The sequence below is a fragment of the Novosphingobium sp. TK71 genome (genome assembly GCF_055361505.1).
In genome coordinates this window covers 1,049,361-1,068,546 of sequence record NZ_JBSZKA010000001.1, presented here as the reverse complement: position 1 = coordinate 1,068,546, position 19,186 = coordinate 1,049,361, and the positions used below count along the sequence as shown (strand labels likewise).

15 protein-coding genes are annotated in these 19,186 nt (G+C 65.0%); 8 read left to right on the top strand and 7 right to left on the bottom strand.

Annotation, left to right across the window (positions count from 1 at the left end; all coding sequences use genetic code 11):
* Positions 1 to 291 precede the first annotated feature (291 nt).
* The 3 genes from ACXJ16_RS20815 to ACXJ16_RS20805 all read right to left on the bottom strand — a co-directional run bounded on the left by ACXJ16_RS20815 (position 292) and on the right by ACXJ16_RS20805 (position 4,855).
* Positions 292 to 2,424, bottom strand: a complete 2,133-nt coding sequence (locus tag ACXJ16_RS20815; RefSeq protein ID WP_463923234.1) for a TonB-dependent siderophore receptor — start codon at positions 2,422 to 2,424, stop codon at positions 292 to 294.
* Positions 2,425 to 2,627: 203 nt separating this feature from the next.
* The gene (locus ACXJ16_RS20810) at positions 2,628 to 2,813 is read right to left on the bottom strand and encodes a YbdD/YjiX family protein (RefSeq protein WP_054436014.1); all 186 of its coding nucleotides are present in this window, start codon (positions 2,811 to 2,813) and stop codon (positions 2,628 to 2,630) included.
* Positions 2,810 to 4,855, bottom strand: a complete 2,046-nt coding sequence (locus ACXJ16_RS20805) for a carbon starvation CstA family protein (protein ID WP_463923233.1) — start codon at positions 4,853 to 4,855, stop codon at positions 2,810 to 2,812. The genes ACXJ16_RS20810 and ACXJ16_RS20805 overlap by 4 nt, the downstream gene beginning before the upstream one ends.
* Before the next feature lie 232 nt (positions 4,856 to 5,087).
* Here ACXJ16_RS20805 and ACXJ16_RS20800 point away from each other — a divergent pair, with 232 nt between their 5' ends.
* The 8 genes from ACXJ16_RS20800 (at position 5,088) to ACXJ16_RS20765 (ending at position 13,681) form a co-directional block, all read left to right on the top strand.
* Positions 5,088 to 6,191, top strand: a complete 1,104-nt coding sequence (locus ACXJ16_RS20800) for a fumarylacetoacetate hydrolase family protein (protein ID WP_463923232.1) — start codon at positions 5,088 to 5,090, stop codon at positions 6,189 to 6,191.
* 11 nt (positions 6,192 to 6,202) lie between these two features.
* A complete protein-coding gene (gene xylB / locus ACXJ16_RS20795; protein ID WP_132469579.1) occupies positions 6,203 to 6,955 on the top strand; it encodes a D-xylose 1-dehydrogenase in 753 nt (250 codons plus the stop codon).
* A gap of 1 nt (position 6,956) precedes the next feature.
* Positions 6,957 to 7,817: an SMP-30/gluconolactonase/LRE family protein gene (locus ACXJ16_RS20790; protein ID WP_463923231.1), complete on the top strand. Its 861-nt coding sequence runs from the start codon at positions 6,957 to 6,959 to the stop codon at positions 7,815 to 7,817.
* Positions 7,818 to 7,885: 68 nt separating this feature from the next.
* A complete protein-coding gene (locus ACXJ16_RS20785) occupies positions 7,886 to 9,307 on the top strand; it encodes a sugar porter family MFS transporter (RefSeq protein WP_054439100.1) in 1,422 nt (473 codons plus the stop codon).
* 212 nt (positions 9,308 to 9,519) lie between these two features.
* Entirely contained in the window at positions 9,520 to 10,599 is a 1,080-nt protein-coding gene (locus ACXJ16_RS20780) for an acyltransferase family protein (RefSeq protein WP_132469585.1), read from the top strand.
* Between the two features lie 70 nt (positions 10,600 to 10,669).
* Entirely contained in the window at positions 10,670 to 11,680 is a 1,011-nt protein-coding gene (trhO, locus tag ACXJ16_RS20775; protein WP_463923230.1) for an oxygen-dependent tRNA uridine(34) hydroxylase TrhO, read from the top strand.
* A complete protein-coding gene (locus ACXJ16_RS20770) occupies positions 11,677 to 12,339 on the top strand; it encodes a glutathione S-transferase (RefSeq protein ID WP_463923229.1) in 663 nt (220 codons plus the stop codon). Before trhO ends, ACXJ16_RS20770 begins: the two co-directional genes overlap by 4 nt.
* A 31-nt stretch (positions 12,340 to 12,370) precedes the next feature.
* Positions 12,371 to 13,681 (top strand): MFS transporter, encoded by a 1,311-nt coding sequence (locus tag ACXJ16_RS20765; RefSeq protein ID WP_463923228.1) that lies wholly within the window; start codon positions 12,371 to 12,373, stop codon positions 13,679 to 13,681.
* 49 nt (positions 13,682 to 13,730) lie between these two features.
* On the opposite strand, the gene ACXJ16_RS20760 is transcribed toward ACXJ16_RS20765, so the two are convergent.
* From ACXJ16_RS20760 to ACXJ16_RS20745, 4 genes are all read right to left on the bottom strand, one after another.
* Entirely contained in the window at positions 13,731 to 15,962 is a 2,232-nt protein-coding gene (locus ACXJ16_RS20760; protein ID WP_463923227.1) for a TonB-dependent receptor, read from the bottom strand.
* Positions 15,963 to 16,137: 175 nt separating this feature from the next.
* The gene (locus ACXJ16_RS20755) at positions 16,138 to 16,758 is read right to left on the bottom strand and encodes an FMN-binding negative transcriptional regulator (RefSeq protein WP_463923226.1); all 621 of its coding nucleotides are present in this window, start codon (positions 16,756 to 16,758) and stop codon (positions 16,138 to 16,140) included.
* Positions 16,759 to 16,852: 94 nt separating this feature from the next.
* Positions 16,853 to 17,896: a nucleotidyltransferase family protein gene (locus ACXJ16_RS20750; protein ID WP_463923225.1), complete on the bottom strand. Its 1,044-nt coding sequence runs from the start codon at positions 17,894 to 17,896 to the stop codon at positions 16,853 to 16,855.
* Positions 17,886 to 19,049 carry a hypothetical protein gene (locus ACXJ16_RS20745; protein WP_463923224.1) on the bottom strand — a complete coding sequence of 388 codons (1,164 nt, stop codon included), beginning with the start codon at positions 19,047 to 19,049 and terminating at the stop codon, positions 17,886 to 17,888. The genes ACXJ16_RS20750 and ACXJ16_RS20745 overlap by 11 nt, the downstream gene beginning before the upstream one ends.
* Positions 19,050 to 19,186: the final 137 nt, after the last annotated feature.

Sequence of the window (19,186 nt, the reverse complement as noted above, 5' to 3'; positions counted from 1 at the left end):
GCGGCGCGGCGGTTCTGCCTGTCTGCGGCATCATATGATCAGCAGAATGATGCCGATAAGGATCGACCACAAGGCCGCCGTAGCGCCAAGGATAAACATGACATCGAGTCTGCGGGCATTGCCCGAAGTGCGGTCCACATTGGTCATGGCTGGCTGCTCCATAACTGCTGCCTGCAACAACCCCACGGATAATTAACTGCAATCTCTCGTTATTGTTCCCCGAACGCATCGATGCGGGCTCATTTGGCCCGTCAGCCCCGACCCGGTACCCGGATCGGGGCTTCGCGAAGCTTACCAGGTATAGGCGATCGTGCCCTGGACCGTGCGACGGTTGCCGTACCAGCACCAGCTATAGTCGGAGAAGCAGCTCGTCAGGTACTTCTTGTCGAAGATGTTGGTGGCGTTGAGGCCCAGCGTCAGACCGGCGAGCCTGGGGCTGACCTTGGCCAGATTGTAGCGGATCAGGCCGTCGAACACCGTATAGGCGGGGGTGTAGATCGAGACGTTGTCATCGTCGCTGCCGGCATAGACGTGATCGACATGCCGCACCGCGCCGCCGATCGAGAAGCCTTCGAGCGAGCCGGACTTGGGAGCCCAGGCGAGGTTGGCCGAAATGCCGCCCTTGCCGACCGTGGCGAGACCCTTGCCGATCTTGTCGGCGTCCACGTCCTTGAGCGTCTTGACGCTCTGCGTGCTGAAGGCGACGCGGAAGTCGAAGTCATAGGGCAGCGAACCGCTGGCCTCCACCTCGACGCCGCGCGAACGCACTTCGCCGGACTGGAAGGCGGCGTACGTCAGCGGGTTGTAGACCACCACGTTGGTCTGGTTGATCTGGAACCAGGCGCCGGTCAGTAGGATGGCGGTGCCGGGAACCTGGTACTTGGCGCCAGCCTCGATCTGCTTGCCGAGCGAGGGCTTGGCAAGTCCGCCCGTTTCCAGCACCGCGGATTGCGGCTCGAACGAGGTCGAGTAGGTTACGTAAGGCGCAACGCCGAATTCCGTTTTGTAGAGAGCGGCAGCGCGCCAGGTGAACTTTTTGTTGTGCTGGACGGAGCCGCCTTGTTCGAGGCGCGCCCAGTCCTGGCGGCCGCTCAGCGTGACGTCGAGATCGCCGAGCGAGATGCGATCCTGCGCATAGATGCCCTGCTGGCGCTGTCGCGTCGCGGTATAGCCGACATCGCCGCCCGGCACGTCATAGGCGGTCTGCGGCGTGTCCATCGTGCCGTAGACGGGGTTGTACACGTCGATCGGAGTTGCCGAACCGAAGGCAAAGAGCTCGTTCGAATGTGCGACCTGACGGTCGACCCCCAAGAGCACGCTGTGCTTGAGCGGACCTGTTTCGAAATGGCCGGTCAGCTGGTTGTCTATCGTCCAGCTGTTGAGGTGTTCCTTGGTCGCATAGGACGCGCGGTTGTAAACCGTGCTGCCAGCCGCCACCGGGGTGCCGGATGTGTAGACGATGCCCAGGCTGCTCTTGACGTACTGGTAGCGGCCAGAGGAGCGGAATGCCCAGTCTCCACCGAAGTCATGGCGCAGGATATAGGTTCCTGCGGCCTGCTCGCGCTTGAAGAAGTCGCCCGGCTCGCCGCCGTAGAACTTGGTCGAGATCTGGCCTTCGGGGCCATCGAACAAGGTGCCCACGGCAGGGAACACGCTGTAGTTGCCATTGAACGGATCGTGCGAATAGGCTGCCAGCAGCGTGAGGCTGGTCGCGCTGTTCGCGCCGAGCGTCACCGCGCCGGAAACCGTCTGGCGGCGGCGCTTGCCGTAGCGCTGCTGGGCGTCGGCGCCGTTGACGCTACCGTAGACGCGCCAGAGCACGTCTTCGCCGGCCTTGCCGCCGACATCGCCGTCGAGGCGATAGCTGTTGTAATTGCCGTAAGTGCCGGAAACCGCGCCGTAGAAGTCACGATCGATCGGCAGCTTGCTCTGCTCGGCCACGAAACCGCCCGGGCTTGAGGAGCCGTAGAGCGCGGATGCCGGGCCCTTGACCACTTCGATGCGGTCGAGACGGGACATGTCCACCTGCGGGACCGCATAGCCGCTGGCGCTGCCGAACAGCTTGAGGCCATCGAGGTAGGTCGGCGCATCGAAGCCGCGCAGCTTGAACTGGTCATAGACCTCGGCCGAAGACCCGCGTGTTTCCGGGGTCACGCCTGCCACGTAACGAAGGCTCTGGTTGAGGTTCTGGATGCCGAGTTCGGCGATCGTCGCGGCATCGATCACCGAGATCGACTGGGGCGTCTCGGCGATGGGCGTATCGCTCTTGGTCCCGGAAGAGGCGACCGTCGAAGAGCGGTCGCCCTTTACCACGATCGTATCGTCGGCATCCGCGGCATGGGCCAGCGAGGGGAGACTGGAGATCGCCATCATGCCAGTGGCCACTCCCACGAGAAGCCGGCTGCGGGCCGTCGTTCGGAACATTGGTTATGCCTTTCGAGAATACGTCGCGATCGCGCCACTAGTGATACTGCGAATTGATCGCAATATTCCTCGAAGGTTTCCTGTCGGCATCGCAATCGTTTCCCATCCCCTGTCACTTGTTGGCAACAGCAGGCGTGCGGGCACGACTCGGGGGCCGCTCCGGCGGCAGGCGAGTTTTCGTTTTGAAACAGTCGCCGCTGCCTTCAGCAGCAGCGTCCGCCGTTCTTTCCGCCGTAACGGGCTTCCTGCCGGTTTCGGAAGAACGTCGTGTGGTCCATGACCGGAAGCTCGGGGTGATGCGCCTGCATATGGCGGCAATAATCCTCGTAATCCGGCACGCCTACCATGAGTCGCGCGGTGCGGCGCAGGGTGTCTGCCAGCGCTTTCATGCTGCTACGGGCTCCGACGGGATCTCGCTCACTGTCGGCACTGCGCTCCGGCGCGCGGCGATGCAGGTGCGCAAGGTGAAGACCATCAGCGACATCACGACCGCGAGGAACACCGCGACCAGAGCGGCGTCCACCCGGTCGTTGAAGACGATGCGCTGCATCTGCTCCACGGTCTTCGCAGGAGCCAGCACGGTGCCGTTTTCCAGCGCTTCGGAGAATTTGGAGGCATGGGCCAGGAAACCCACGGCGGGATCGGACGAGAACAGCTTGAGCCATCCGGCCGAAAGCGTGCAGACCAGCAACCATGCCATCGGCAGCAGCGTGACCCAGGCAAACCGGTCACGTTTCATGCGGAACAGCACAGCCGTCGCCAGCATGAGCGCGATCGCCGCGAGCATCTGGTTCGAGATGCCGAAGACCGGCCAGAGCGTGTTCACGCCGCCCAGCGGGTCCGTCACCCCCTGGTAGAGGAAAAATCCCCAGGCCGCCACGCACAGGCCGGTGGCGACGAGGCCGGGAACGTGGCTTTTGCGGTCGTTGAGGCCGGGTATGGCAAGCGCCATCAGGTCCTGCAGCATGAAGCGCCCCGCGCGCGTTCCGGCGTCCACGGCGGTGAGGATGAACAGCGCCTCGAACAGGATCGCAAAGTGATACCAGAAGGCTTTCATCGCGGGGCCCCCCACGACGTGCGAGAAGATTTCGGCCATTGCCACGGCAAGCGTCGGCGCACCGCCTGCGCGGGATATGATGGTGTGTTCGCCGACCTCGCTGGCAGTCCGTGAGATGGTGTCGGGCGAGATGGGGAAGCCCATCGCGGTCACGGCATGGGCGGCGCTTGCCGCGTCCGTTCCGATCAGCGCGGCGGGGCTGTTCATGGTGAAGTAGATGCCCGGATCGAGGATCGAGGCCCCGACGAGCGCCATGATCGCCACGAAGGCTTCCATCAGCATCGCGCCGTAGCCGATCAGCGGGGCGTCCGCCTCGCTGGCGATAAGCTTGGGCGTGGTACCGCTGGCGATCAGCGCGTGGAACCCGGACACGGCCCCGCAGGCGATGGTGATGAACAGGAAGGGAAACAGCCCGCCCGAGAAGACCGGGCCGCCACCGGCCGCGAAAGCGGTGAGGGCGGGCATCCTGAGCGGCGGCGCCATGATGACGATGCCGATTGCAAGCGCAGCGATGGCGCCGATCTTGAGGAAGGTCGAAAGATAGTCTCGCGGCGCGAGGAGCAACCATACCGGCAGCACCGATGCCACCGCGCCGTAGCTTATCAGTATCCAGCAAAGCTGTACCGGCGTGAACGTGAACAGCGGTCCCCACACCGGAGACTGGGCCACCGCCTGCCCGTAGACGATCGCAGCCAGCAGACCCAGCAGGCCGAGGACCGAGACTTCACCGATCCGCCCGGGGCGAATCCACCGGGTATAGGCGCCCATCAGTATGGCGAGGGGTACCGTTGCCGCGACCGTGAACATGCCCCAGGGGCTTTCCGCCAGCGCCTTGACGACGATGAGCGCGAGCACGGCCAGGATGATGACCATGATCATGAAAGCGCCGAACAGGGCGATGCTCCCCGCCCACTGGCCCATTTCCATGCGGATCAGTTCGCCGAGCGAGCGTCCGTCGCGTCGCATCGATATGAACAGGACCATGAAGTCCTGAACCGCCCCTGCCAGCACGACGCCGCCGATGATCCAGAGCGTTCCGGGAAGATAGCCCATCTGCGCCGCCAGTACCGGGCCCACCAGCGGCCCGGCGCCGGCGATGGCCGCGAAGTGATGGCCGAACAGCACGGTTCGGTCGGTTGCCACATAGTCAAGCCCGTCGGCCCGGCGGATCGCGGGCGTTGGCCGGGCAGGGTCAAGTTTCATGACGTGGCGGGCAATGAACAGGGAATAGTAGCGATAGGCGACGAGGAAGCAGCATACGGCGGCCACCACGATCCACAGCGCATTCACGGTTTCGCCGCGGGACAGCGCGACGACGGCCAGGGCAATGACGCCGGCAAGCCCGGTCAGAAGCCATGTGAGGTGCCGCGTCATGCCATTCTCTCCTGCCGTGCGTTCTGCCTGTAACGACACGTTCTTTCCCGCCGGGAACCGGCACGGCCTTCGCTGCACGATTATGTTCGCGATGTGAAGCCCGGCTTTCCTGTTCGCCTGCCCGTGGCAACACTTCGCAATGGCACTTGACAAGGAACCCGTTTTCCATTTGTTAGCGCTATCAAATAAAGTAATCGGGAGTAGGGAGGGATATGTCGAATCCCGTGATATCATGCCGCTGATGCCGTCTGACTGGGCGCAGGGAACGTTCGTGGGCCGCGCGGACTTTGGGGAGGGGCCTAGCCCGATCCTGGTGCTGCGCGGCGAACTGATCGACATGTCGGGCGTGGTGCCCACGGTTTCGGCGCTGGTCGAGGCGGGCGATTTCTCGGGCGCGGGCGGGGTGCGGCTGGGCGCCTTCGATGCGGCGGCGGTGAACCTGCTCAGCCCGGTCGATCTCCAGTGCGTCAAGGCCTGCGGCGTGACTTTCGCCACTTCCGCGATCGAGCGGGTGATCGAGGAACGCGCGCGGGGTGACTGGAGCGCGGCGGCCGCCATTCGCGAGCGGCTGGAAGCACGTATCGGCGGGCAGATCCGCGCGGTGGTGCCCGGTTCCGACAGCGCCGCCCAGCTCAAGGCCGCGCTGATCGAGGACGGGCTGTGGTCGCAGTATCTCGAAGTCGCCATCGGACCGGACGCGGAAGTGTTCACCAAGTCGCCGGTGCTTTCCACCATGGGCGTGGGCGCCGAGATCGGCGTGCGCTCGGATTCGAGCTGGAACAACCCCGAGCCCGAGATCGCCCTGCTGGTGGGCAGCGACGGCAAGGCCGTGGGCGCGACGCTCGGCAACGACGTGAACCTGCGCGATTTCGAGGGGCGCTCGGCGCTGCTGCTGGGCAAGGCCAAGGACAACAACGCCTCCTGCTCGCTCGGCCCGCTGGTGCGCCTGTTCGACGAGAGCTTCACCATCGACCATGTGCGCGATGCCGAAGTGCGGCTCTCGATCACCGGCGAGGACGGCTTCGTGCTGAGCGGCAAGAGCAACATGGCCGAGATCAGCCGCGATCCGCTCGACCTCGTGCGCCAGACGCTGAGCGAGCACCAGTATCCCGACGGCTTCGTGCTGTTCCTGGGCACGCTGTTCGCGCCGGTGCAGGACCGCGACGAGGAAGGCCGCGGCTTCACGCACAAGGTGGGCGACGTGGTGACGATCGAGAGCGACCGGCTGGGCCAGCTCACCAACCGCGTCGTCACCTCGCGCGATGCGGCGCCGTGGAGCACCGGAATCGGGGCGTTTTACGCCAACCTGCTGTCGCGCGGACTGCTCAAGGCATGAAGATCACATCCATGACGAACCATTCGGCCATCTATCCCAGCCTCAAGGGCAAGCGGGTGCTCATCACCGGCGGCGGCACCGGCATCGGTGCGGGCCTTGTCGAGGCGTTTGCCGGGCAGGGCGCCCATGTCGGCTTCCTCGACATCAATGCCCCTGCCGGAGAGGCGCTGTCGGCGGCGCTGCCGGGCACGCATTTCCGGGCCTGCGATCTGCGCGATCTCGATGCGACGGCCGCGGTCCTGGCCGAGCTGGCCGAGGCGATCGGCGGTGTCGACGTGCTGCTCAACAATGCCGCGAGCGATGACCGGCACGGCATCGACGAAGTGACGCCGGCCTACTGGGACGAGCGCATGGCGACGAACCTGCGCCACCAGTTCTTCGCGGCGCAGGCGGTGGTGCCGGGCATGAAGGCGCAGGGCGGGGGCGTGATCCTGAACTTCGGTTCGATCAGCTGGCACCTCGGCCTGCCCGATCTCGTGCTCTACCAGACCGCCAAGGCGGCGGTGGAAGGCATGACCCGGGCCATGGCGCGCGACCTTGGCGCCGACAACATCCGCGTCAACACGATCGTGCCGGGCAATGTCGACACCCCGCGCCAGAAGCAGTGGTACACCCCCGAGGGCGAGGCCGAGATCATGGCCGCGCAGTGCCTCAAGGCCCGCATCCAGCCCGCCGACGTCGCCGCCCTCTGCCTCTTCCTCGCCTCAGACGACGGCGCCATGTGCACCGGGCACGACTACTTCGTCGATGCAGGTTGGAGGTGACATGACGCCTGAATCCATTCTCAACGTCGGCGCCACGCTGGGCGAAGGTCCGGTCTGGACAGGCGATCGCCTGTGGTTCGTGGACATCAAGGAGCATCGCCTCTACCGCCACGACCCGGCCAGCGGCATGCTCGACATGTGGCACGCGCCCGACCAGATCGGCTGGGCACTGCCGACCGCACGCGGCGACATGATCGTCGGGGTCAAGACCGGCCTGCACCGTTTCAGCCCGGAAACCGGCGACTTCGCGCTGCTGCACAATCCCGAGCCGACCCGTCCGGGCAACCGGCTGAACGACGCTGCCACGGACCCTTCCGGGCGCATCTGGCTGGGCTCCATGGACGACAGCGAGACCGAGGCGTCTGGCGCGCTCTACCGGCTCGACAAGGGGCACTGCGCGCATGCGGGACTGCCGGAGGTGGTCATCACCAATGGCCCGGCGATCAGCACCGACGGGCGGACGCTCTGGCATACCGATACGCTGGGCAAGACCATCTGGCGCGTTGCGGTGGACGAGGACGGCGCGCTTGGGAAACCGGAACTGTTCGTCACTATAGAGGACGGCGCCGGATGGCCGGATGGCTGCGTGATCGATGCCGAAGGCTGCCTCTGGACCGGCCTTTTCGGCGGCTGGGCCGTCAGGCGCTATGATCCGGCGGGCAAGTTGATGGCTACGGTCAGATTCCCGGTGGCAAACGTCACCAAGATCGCCTTCGGTGGCCCCGACCTCTGCACTGCCTTCGCCACCACCGCACGCAAGGGCTTGTCCGCTTCCGAACTGGAGGCACAGCCGCTTGCCGGCAATCTGTTTATGTTCGATGCCGGGGTTTCCGGATTGCCGGTTCATCTGGCCAACAGCTAGGTTCACGACCTGGGGTCGCATCCAGACACACAGAATATCGAATGATATCGATCAAGGGGAATAGAGGAATGACTGCGGCGCAGACCGGGGGCGAAGCCCGGATCAACATGGCGTTCATTATCGCCATCGTGGCCGTTGCCACGATCGGCGGGTTCATGTTCGGCTACGATTCCGGCGTTATCAACGGCACCCAAAAGGGGCTCGAAGCCGCCTTCGACCTTGGCAAGCTGGGCATCGGCTTCAATGTCGGGGCGATCCTGGTCGGCTCGTCAATCGGTGCGTTCGCGGCGGGCCGCATGGCCGACATCATCGGCCGGCGCGGCGTGATGATGCTGGCGGCGGTGCTCTTCTTCTTCAGCGCGCTCATGGCAGGCGCGGCCGGTTCCTCGGTGATCTTCATCATCGCGCGCATCATCGGCGGCCTCGGCGTCGGTGCGGCCAGCGTGATTTCGCCGGTCTACATCTCGGAAGTGACGCCTGCGGCGATCCGTGGCCGCCTGTCCAGCGTGCAGCAGGTCATGATCATCACCGGCCTTACCGGCGCCTTCGTCGCCAATTTCGTGCTGGCCCGGTTTGCCGGTGGCTCCACCGAGTCGCTTTGGCTTGACCTGCCGGCCTGGCGTTGGATGTTCTGGTTGCAGTCCATCCCGGCCGCGATCTACTTCTTCGCCCTGCTGATCATCCCGGAAAGCCCGCGCTACCTCGTCGTCAAGGGTCACGAACAGCGCGCTCACGCCGTGCTTACCCGCCTGTTCGGCACTGCCGAGGCAGACCGCAAGGTCTCTGAAATCCGGGCCAGCCTTGCTGCGGACCATCACAAGCCCAAGCTTTCCGACCTGATCGACCGTGCCAGCGGCCGGGTTCGCCCGATCGTGTGGGCTGGTATCGGCCTGGCCGTGTTCCAGCAGCTCGTCGGCATCAACGTGGTGTTCTACTACGGCGCCACCTTGTGGGAAGCGGTGGGCTTCTCGGAAGACTACGCGCTCCAGACCAATATCCTCTCGGGCGTGCTCTCGATCGGCGCCTGCCTTGCAACCATTGCCATGGTCGACCGCATCGGCCGCAAGCCGCTGTTGCTGATCGGCTCGGCGGGCATGGCGGCCACGCTCGCGACCGTCGCCTACGCTTTCTCCACCGCCGTGACCGGCGCCGACGGCGCGGTTTCGCTCCCCGGCCACAACGGGGTGATCGCGCTCGTCGCCGCCAACCTCTACGTGATCTTCTTCAATATGAGCTGGGGCCCGATCATGTGGGTCATGCTTGGCGAGATGTTCCCCAACCAGATCCGTGGTTCCGGCCTTGCGGTTGCGGGCTTCGCGCAGTGGATCGCCAATGCGGCGGTTTCGGTAAGCTTCCCGGCACTGGCCGTGAGCCCCGGCCTCGCGGTAACTTATACCGGCTATGCCTTCTTCGCCGCCGTTTCGTTCTTCTTCGTCCGGGCCATGGTCAATGAGACCAAGGGCCGCGAACTGGAGCAGATGGAAGGTTGAGAAATCCCAGGGCCGCCGCGCTCCACCGCGGCGGCCCTGGGACTCCGGCATGAATATCCGTTTCGTCGGATCGGAGGGGCGACCGGTCGCGTCGCGCCGCAGCCCCGGTGGCCCTTGGCGGTTTTGATGGTCACAGACCGGATGTGGCCGCCAAAAGGAACGCTGTGCGACAAGCAAACCTCTGGAATGCCTGCGAAGAGCGGGACAATCGTCTGCCGGACAATCTGAACGATGGGGCTCGCCGGTCTCAGGCGATCTCGATCGCGCGCGTGATCTGTATTCTCGGCGTGGTCTACGTCCATGCCTGGACCGGCCTCAGCGGATATGATCTGGAACTCGCACGGGGTAGCGTGCAGGAAGATCTCCGCTGGGTGCTGATGGAAATCTTCGGGCACAGCGCCGTGCCGCTGCTCGGGTTGATTTCAGGCTGGCTGGTGGCCGGATCGCGCACCACGCTGCAGTGGCGCATCCACCTGCGGCGCAAGGCCAGGACGATCCTCGTGCCCATGGTCCTGTGGAATGCGCTTGCGGTGCTGCTGGTTTCCGGCTCCGCATGGTTGTGGCACCTTCCGGCGCCGACGCCGGATTCCGTGCGCTGGGTGGTGGAGGAAATCTTCATCGTCACGCGCAATCCCGACATCAACGTCCAGATGCCTTTCCTGCGCGATCTTTTCCTGTGCATGGTCCTGGCGCCGCTGTTGGTGAGGATGCCGAGCCGCGCACTGGCGGTTCTGGCGATGGGCGCGGCATTCTGCCAGATTTTCGGCTTCGGGCCGCCGGTCTTCATGCGCGCGGCCATTCCGTTCTTCTTCATCCTCGGCATTCTTGCACAGCGCGGCGGCATGGCGGAGCGTGTGGCGAAGGCCCCCCTTGCGTGGAGCGTCTTGCCGTTTGCGCTCCTGATGCCGGTGCAGCTCTATCTTTCGCTGCGGCTTGACGGACGGCCGGTCGATCTCGGCACTTCGGCGCTGGACCTTGCGGTGCGTGTCGCTGCTGCGGCGGCCTATTGGCGGTTGTCGTGGGCACTGGCCGGAAGTGTCGCCAAGGACGCGCTTCTGAAGATGGAGCCTTATGTTTTCCTGCTGTTCTGTTCGCACCTGATCCTGATCTGGCTGGGCGGGCCGGTGCTCGGGGCCCTGTTCGGAAAATTGGGTGCGCCGCTCTATCCGGTGTACCTGGTTGCGCAGCCGCTGATCGTTCTGGGCGCGGTGGTTGTAGTGGGCACCTTGCTTGCGCGGACAGTGCCCGGACCGGCGCGGCTCCTGAGCGGGGGCAGGCTCAGGGCGGCCTGATCCCCTTTCGGCCGCGCCTCTCTGGAATCGCGCCGTTCCCAATGCCGCGATTCCGCGCTATGGGCGCGCCATGCATACTGGTCGTGTCGAAACGGAAGCCTCGGGCGGAGCGGTGAAGCCGTTGCCGCTAAGCGTGGCCGCGCTCTATCAATTCACGCCTTTCGCGGATTGCGACAGCGTGCGCACGCCGCTTTTGCGGCTTTGCGAGGAGCAGGGGATCAAGGGCACCCTGCTGGTGGCGCATGAGGGCATCAACGGCACGGTCGCCGGTACGCACGAGGCGATTGCACGCCTGCTTGAGCATATCCGCGCCTTGCCGGGCTGTTCGGAACTGGACGTGAAGCTCTCCAGCGCCGAGACGATGCCGTTCCACCGCATGAAGGTGCGCATCAAGCGCGAGATCGTGACCATGGGCGAGCCGGACATCGATCCGCTGGCGATCGTGGGCACTTACGTCGAACCGCAGGACTGGAACGCGCTCATTTCCGATCCCGATACGATCGTGATCGACACGCGCAACGACTATGAAGTCGCCGTGGGCACTTTCGAGGGGGCGATCGATCCCGGCACGCGCACTTTCCGCGAGTTTCCCGAATGGTTCCGGGCCGAGCGCGAGCGCCTGCTGGGCGAGGGCAAGCCGCCGAAAGTGGCGATGTTCTGCACCGGCGGAATCCGCTGCGAGAAGTCCACCGCGTTCCTCAAGCAGGAAGGCGTGGAGGATGTATTCCATCTCAAGGGCGGCATTCTCAAGTATCTGGAGACGGTCTCCCCGCAGGAAAGCATGTGGCAGGGCGAATGCTTCGTGTTCGATCAGCGGGTGACGATCGGGCATGGGTTGGTCGAGGGCACGCATCTGTTGTGCCATGCCTGCCGCCGCCCGGTCAGCGCGGCCGAGAGCCGGTCGGACCGATACGAGCCCGGCGTCAGTTGTCCGGCTTGCCATGACGAACGCTCGGACGAACAGCGGGCCTCTTACCGCGAGCGACACCGGCAGGAGGAACTGGCGGCGGCGCGCGGTCAGGCCCATGTCGGCGCCGTTCGCGCGGGCAAAGAGGACGCCGCGGCAGACCGACCGCAGTGATCGCGAACGCGCGCCCCGTCCTCTACAGCTTCCGGCGCTGTCCCTACGCCATGCGGGCAAGGCTGGCTTTGATGATCGCGGGTGCCGGCTGCGACATTCGCGAGATCAAGTTGTCGGCCAAACCGGCGGCGATGCTGGAGGCTTCGCCCAAGGGGACGGTTCCAGTCCTGGTCCTGCATGAGGGCGCGGTGGTCGACCAGAGCATCGATATCATGCGCTGGGCGCTGGCGCGGCACGATCCCGAGGGCTGGCTCGGGCGTGACGATCCCGCGCTGATCGCGGCGAACGACGGTCCCTTCAAGCACGACCTCGATCGCTACAAGTACCCCGATCGTCATGGCGCCGATCCGCTGGTCCACCGGGAAGGCGGCCTGACGTTCCTTCGCGAACTGGATGCGCGGATCGCCCCGGAAGGGCAGCTTTGCGGAAGCGCGCGAGGGCTCGCCGATGCCGCGATCATGCCTTTCGTGCGACAGTTCGCCGCGACCGATCCGGCATGGTTCGGCGGCCTGCCCCTGCCGCATCTCAAGGCTTGGCTGGAAGGCCATCTCGGTTCGGCGCTCTTCGCTTCGATCATGGTGCGGTTGTCGCCATGGCAGGAGGGCGATAACGCGGTGCCCTTCGCGATCGGGGATGGACCGTCCGGCCAAATCCAGTAAGGCGGCCCGAAGCGATGATGAGGGCTAAGTGATGGCGACGAAGACGATTCCCGGCGATGTGCCGCAGCAGAACGTCTACCGCAGCAATGCGCGGGTGCTGGTTGCCAGCCTCGTCGGCACGGCCGTCGAATTCTACGATTTCTATATTTACGCCACGGCTGCCGCACTGGTGTTCGGGCCGCTGTTCTTCCCGGCCCATTCCGCCTCGGTGCAGCAGCTTGCGGCGTACGCCAGCTTCGGCATCGCCTTCATCGCGCGTCCGGTAGGGGCAACGCTGTTCGGCCATTTCGGCGACCGTGTCGGGCGCAAGTCCACCCTGGTGGCGTCGCTGCTGCTGATGGGCGGGGCGACCGTGCTGATCGGCTTCCTGCCGACTTACGAGAGCGCCGGCTGGCTGGCGCCGCTGATGCTCTGCGTGCTGCGCTTCGCGCAAGGGCTCGGGCTTGGCGGAGAGTGGGGCGGCGCGGCGCTGCTCGCGGTGGAGAATGCGCCGCCGGGTTATCGCGCGCGCTTCGGGATGTTCCCGCAGCTGGGTGCGCCGGTCGGCTTCATTGCCGCGAACGGCCTGTTCCTCGTGCTGACCATGACGCTGAGCGATAGCGATTTCGCGACCTGGGGCTGGCGCATTCCTTTCGTATTGAGCGCGGTGCTGGTGGGACTGGGCCTGTGGATCCGCTTCCGCCTTTCGGAAACGCCGTCCTTCGCGGCCGTTCTCGAACACAAGCCTGCCCGGTCGATCCCGCTCGTTGAATTGTTCAGGACGCATCTGCGCCAGACCCTGGCGGGGACTTTCGCCGTCGTCGCCTGCTTTGCGATCTATTACCTGACCACCGCCTTCGCCCTGGGATATGGCACGACCACGCTTGGCTATGACCGGCAGGCGTTCCTCGGCGTGCAGCTTTTCGCCATCCTGTTCATGGCGGTCGGCATCGTGGTGGCAGGCTATGCGGCGGACCGTTGGAGTTCGCGCGGCGTGCTGATTTTCGGCAGTGTCGTTGCGGTTATCGTGGGACTGGCGATGGGCCCGATGTTCGGAGCGGGATCGCTGGCGGCGATCGCGGTGTTCCTTTGCCTTGGCCTGTTCACGATGGGGCTGGTCTACGGCCCGCTGGCCTCTCTGCTTCCGCAGCTGTTCAGTGCCCGCGTGCGCTATACGGGGGCGTCGATCGCCTTCAATGTCGGCGGGATTCTGGGCGGCGGCTTTGCCCCGATGATCGCGCAGACACTGGCGGACCGGGGCGGGGTGCTGTTCGTGGGCGCTTATATCTCCGGCGCGGCCGTGCTGACCCTGATCGGGCTCCTGACTATCCGCAAGAGCACCGAACAGGACTTCGTCATCTGACCGGGGCCGCCGGGGCTGGCATGCCTTCGATGGCCGGCGTGTCAGGGCGTCAGAGGCTCCAGTCCAGCTTCACGCCGATCGTGCGCGGACGGATGATCGATCCTGCTGGCACCGCCTGGGACGTGAACGGTGCGTTGAGAATGCCGAACTTGTCGAAGACGTTGTTGGCGAAGGCCATCACGCGGATGTTCTCGCCAAGACCCATCGAGGCACGAAGGTCGAACACGTTGAAGCCGCCGCGCCTTGCGTCGTTTCCGAAGGCGACCGGCGCCTTCGAAAGGTAGCGGTGCGCGATCTCCAGGCTGGGCGCCCCGGTCACGTCCGCCAGTTCGAAGCGCAGGTTGTTGGCCACCGACCATTTCGACGATCCCGGCAGCGTGGTGCCCTTGTCATAGCCGCCGCCGACGGCGAAAGTATCGGGCAGGAACTTGCTGAGACGCGCGTCCTGATAGGTCACGTTCGAGCTGAAGCTGAGGATGCTGTTGACCTGAAGCGCGCCGGAGAACTCGACGCCGTCGATCTTCGCGCCGCCGGCATTGGTGACGTAGGAATAGTAATAGGGTGCGTCGGTGAAAAGGCGGGCCTGGATGTCGTTCCACTCGATGTGGAAAGCGGCCATGTCGATCGTCAGGCGATTGCCGAAGAGCGCGGTCTTCACGCCCGCTTCGTAGTTGTCGACGGTGTCGCTCTTGTAGCTGGTGGGAATGCCCGTCAGGATCGCCGCATTGGGGTTGGGGCCGCCTTCGCGGTAGCCCTGCGAATAAGTGGCATAGGCCAGCATCGTCTCGCCGGGCTTCCATGATAGCGAGACCTTCGGCGTGAAGCCGTCTTCCTTCTGCTTCACGCCGAAGCTGGCGGGCGCGATGGTGTAGCTGCCGGGGGCCAGCGAGCCCGGCGCATTGGTGATCTCGGCAGAGTTGCGGGTGTTGTAGTAGCGGCCGCCCAGCGTCAGGGTCACGGTAGCCACGAATTCCCAGGAAGCTTCGCCGAACACGCCCCAGTTCTCGTTGCTGGTGTCGGAGAGATAGCCGTAGATGGCATCGTTCGGGGCGATCAGATCACCCGAATAGCCGCCGTAGAGATCGGGGTTCGCATCGATGAAGTCGGCGGCGCCGCCCTGGTAGATGCGGTCTGCGCTGTGCTTCTTCGCCTTCATGTAGCTGAAGCCGATCAGCCACTGGAACGGGCCGTCGTCCTTCGAGGCGAGGCGGGTTTCGAAGCTCTTGATATTGGCATCGGCCTTGCCCAGCGAATAGGCGGCGTCATCCCCCGTGGTCACGCCGGTGACGTAGGCATAGGGATAGGAGAACAGCGTGGTGTTGTGCTTCTCGGTGATGGAGCCGAGCACCGTCAGGTTCGCGAAGGGCAGTTCCTGATCGAGCCGCAGGCTGTTCATCCAGAAATCGGTCTTCTGGGGTTCGGCGCGCGGCGTGTCGCGGACATAGGGATTATCGAGATCGAGGTAGGTCTGGTCGTCCAGCCTGGTGTCCTGATAGGTCGTCAGGAACGTCAGCTTGGTGGTGTCGTTGGGGGTGGCGACGAGCGAGCCGCGCAGGCCGCGCGTGCGGTAGTCGTTCGAGCCGTTCACGCCGATGCCCGGATTGTCGAGATAGCCCGCATCCACGCGCTGAAGCGCCATCACCCGCACCGCGAGCTGGTCCTTGACCAGCGGCAGGTTGATCATTGCCTTGGCCGCGTAGTTGAGCTGGCCGGAAGCATTCCTGGTGCTGCCCAGCAGGCCTTCGGCGGCAGCATCGAACTTGCCCGGATCGGCGACGGCGGCAACGTAATTGACCGCGCCGCCCAGTGTCGAGGTGCCGAACAGCGTGCCTTGCGGGCCGCGCAGAACCTCCACGCGCTGAAGGTCGAAGGTGTCTATGTCGGGGATGCCGATCGGGAAGCCGGGCTCCACCAGCGGCACTTCGTTGAGGTAGTAGCCGACCGTGGTCTGGCCCTGTTCGTGATAGGTGGTAGCCGCGATGCCGCGGATCACGACTTCGGAAATGCCGGGCTGATAATCGTTGAAGACGACGCCGGGCAGGCGGGTGATGTAGTCGGCCAGCGAATTGGCGTTCATCGCCTTGAGCTGATCGCCGCTGACGGCGCTGATCGGCATCGGCACGTCGCTGAGCTTCAGTTCGCGCTTGGTGGCGGTGACGATGATGTCGTCCTTGCCCATCCCGGTTTCGGAAGCCTGCTGTGCATGGGCAGGTGCGGCCAGGCCGAGCGCCAGCACCGTCGAGGAAAGGATCGCTCCCTTGATCGTGTTACGTGAACCCATCGTTTCAACCCTCATGTTTGTCGTGGCGATCCCGGCCGGAGCCGGTTCTCCATCGTTGATATCCGCTGGACATGCTTGTCCGGCTTCCCTGCCGTTCCCCGGTCTCGCGCCCGGGATACTCCTCCATTGCCGTCTTTTTCCGCACCCCCGCGTTACCGGGAGGACGGGTGCGGCTTCATTCCGTCGCGGCTCCGCCTTGCGACAGGCGTTCGGCGTTGAAACGGGTCATCCAGTCGGCCAGCGATGCATCGCCGGTGCCGGAAATGAGATCGGTAAGCGCTTCCATCGTCTCGTCCTGACCAAGCTTGAAGCTGGCTTGCACGGCGCGGACTGTCGCGCGGAAGGCGATGATGCGCTTCAGCATCGGCTCCACCCGGGGGCCGGCTCGCTCTATGGTCCACGGATCGGCCAGCTCCGCCTCCATCGCATCGGAGAGCTGCACGACCGAGGCGCGCGTCTCTTCCTCCACGAAAGTCACATCCACCTCGATGGCGGCGACGGCATAGTTCCATGTCGGCACCCAGGTCGGGTTCCTGACCAGCGATGGCGAGAGGTAGCCTTGCGGCCCTGAGAACAGGACCAGCGCGCGCGGGTCGGCGCGCAAATGCTCCACCTGAGGATTGGTGCGGGAACAATGGCCCAGAAGCGACACCAGTTCGCCGGAGCCGTTGGTTTCGGCCAGAAGCGGCAAGGGCACCGCCTGGAAATGCCCATCGCGCGCCGAGACCAGCCAGGCGAGCGGATATTCGCCGATAAGCCTGAGCAGGTCCTGGTCGGAGCCGGATGGAAATTTCATGCTGGTACTGTCGCGCCGCGCCTGCACCTCATCAATCGGCCAAAAATGAAAGTTTCATGGGTCCAAGTGGGAGGTGCGAGCAGGTCACTACGACCTAGACTTTGGCGGGGTTGGTGACGAAAACGATCCGACGCAGGTTTCGCGCCGAGGCGGCGATGCCTTGCCCGGCCGGTCGATCGTGCTTCCCGGAATGCGGAGGATCGACGAGCATCGCCAGCAGCGTCAGGATCGGAGCCAATCGCGGCCTGTGTAACTGCAGGTTCCGGCGGCGGGCCTGCATCGATACCCGCCAATCGCGCCTTTCATGCCCGATCGTCACCCCGAGCCACTGTGACAGTGTCCTTAGCTGGGTGTGGAGCGCGCGCCTGGCCTGCGCCGACGGGAACAGGGCTTCGAGGGCCGAAGGGTCAGAAATTCCGCCACTTTCGGCAATGCGGGCTATGTCCAGAAGGTGTCGCAGGTCGATCAGGCCGCGCCAGTAATCGTGCTCCTGCAACTGGTCGTGGAGAATGAACAGAGCTGCCAGCAGGGTGGGGGAGGGCAAGGCAGCCACGCCGGACCCGACCACATAGGGCAGGCATGATCGCGACAGGGCGGCATGGTCGTGGCCCGGTCCTGCCAGTTTCAGGCGAAAGTGCAGGTCTATGCCGCCGGGGTCCTGGGGGCGGAACAGGTTGACCCCCTGCCACTCCCCGGCGCTGGAGGGGTAGCGCCGATAGCCGACGATCGCCAGCGCGGCGACGGCTTCCGGGCCTGCCTCGTAGGGAACCATGAGGTCGAGATCGGTCAGCAGGCGGTGCGCGCAATCCTCGCCGTTGCGGGCAAGCAGGGCGGCGCCCTTGAGCAGGATCGGCTCGATCGCGGCCTGGTTGAGCGCGGCAACCGCTTCCCGGAGCTGTTCATGCATCCGGCGGTTGCGTATCGCGGTTCGCGCACGTACTTCCTCAAGAAAATGTCTGACTTCGGCCGGGACATCGGTGTCGTCGGCCAGCGCTTGAGCCAGCGCCGGGGTGACGAGGGTGCGATTGGCGAGGCTGAGGATGCCATCCCAATCCGGTGCGACGCCGCGCGGTTCCCTGAAGGCCTCGCCGCGAAGGCATTGGCACAGCGGGCCGAGGGCATTGCGATCATCGTCCAACGAGTGTCTCTAGCTGCCGCGCCCCTTGCTCGGCTTCCGTATAATGCAGGCGCAGCGTGCTGGCGTGCTCCACCATGGCGGCAAGGGCGGCCATGGCTTTCGCGGAACAGCGGCCGCTTTGGGCGAAGCCTTCCGCGAGCAGCTTGCCGAGGCAGGCAGTGACCGAATTGGTAGCCAGCTCATTACCGGAGGCGCTCCCCCGATGGAGATCGACGATCGCGCTGACCTTGCGCCACCGGGTATCGACCGGTCCCGGAAGCGGAAGATAGCGCAGCCATTGGCCGTCTCCGCGCAGCACGGGTTCGCTTGCGGCGAGGCCGGGCGCGATATCCGCCAGTCTCTCCCAGCTTCCGCGTTTGATGGTGACCGGCAGCGGCAAGGGCGCGATCAGGCCGGTCCGGGGATCGAACAGGACGATATCGTCGGACGCGACGGAAAGCGCCGGGCAGGTCGCTGCTGCGGTGACCGCCAGCGTGGATTTCCCAGCGCCGGGGGCTCCGGTCAGCAATATCGCCTTGTCTCCGGAAAGGAGGCAGGCGGCATGGAGGGCGATGAAGGTATCGCCTTCAAGCGCCCTGGATACCAGCGCCGCGCGAAGGCCCGGGCCGGTATTCGCGCTTGGGACCAGCATCCCGCGCGGCGATGCAGAGATGAAGGAGAGCGTCCCTATGCGGCAAAGCGCAACCCTATCCTGCGCTATGAGCGATGGCGTCAAGCCGGCTGCCAGATGCGCGTAAGGGGCGGCGAAGGTCTGGCCCCAGGGATCGTCGGGAAAACGGATTTCCACCAGATCGTCTCCCCGTGGCAGGTACCTTTGGATGGCATAAGGAGGAACAGGGGCAGGGAAGGACAGGCCCGGCTCGGCGGCGATCACCCCTTGTTCGGACCAGCCAGTCAACAGGGCGTCGATCGCCTCATCCGATAAGGCTCCCGCAAGCTGGCGGCGCAGCGCCGAAAGCGATATTCCATCGGCAAGCCACGCCACGATGTGGGCTGCCGAGCCGTCTAGCGCGTGGAGTTGCTGGGAGGCTTCGAGGAAGAGCACCGGGCGCTGGTCAACCACGAGCGGCACGGCGCCCGGAGCCAGATACAGTTTCAGGCTTTCGGCATCGGACTTCGCTGCCGGGGAATCCCGATCCGCGTTGCGGTGCATCGCTCCCTCCGGCCCCCGACCACGCGGATTACTCCGCGTGGTGTGATTCGATCAGCGCTTGTCGCCTTTCTTGCGCTCGGGTCCATCGCGCGAGCCCCCTTCGGCAACCTTGGGCGCCGAGCCTTCCGATTTCGTCT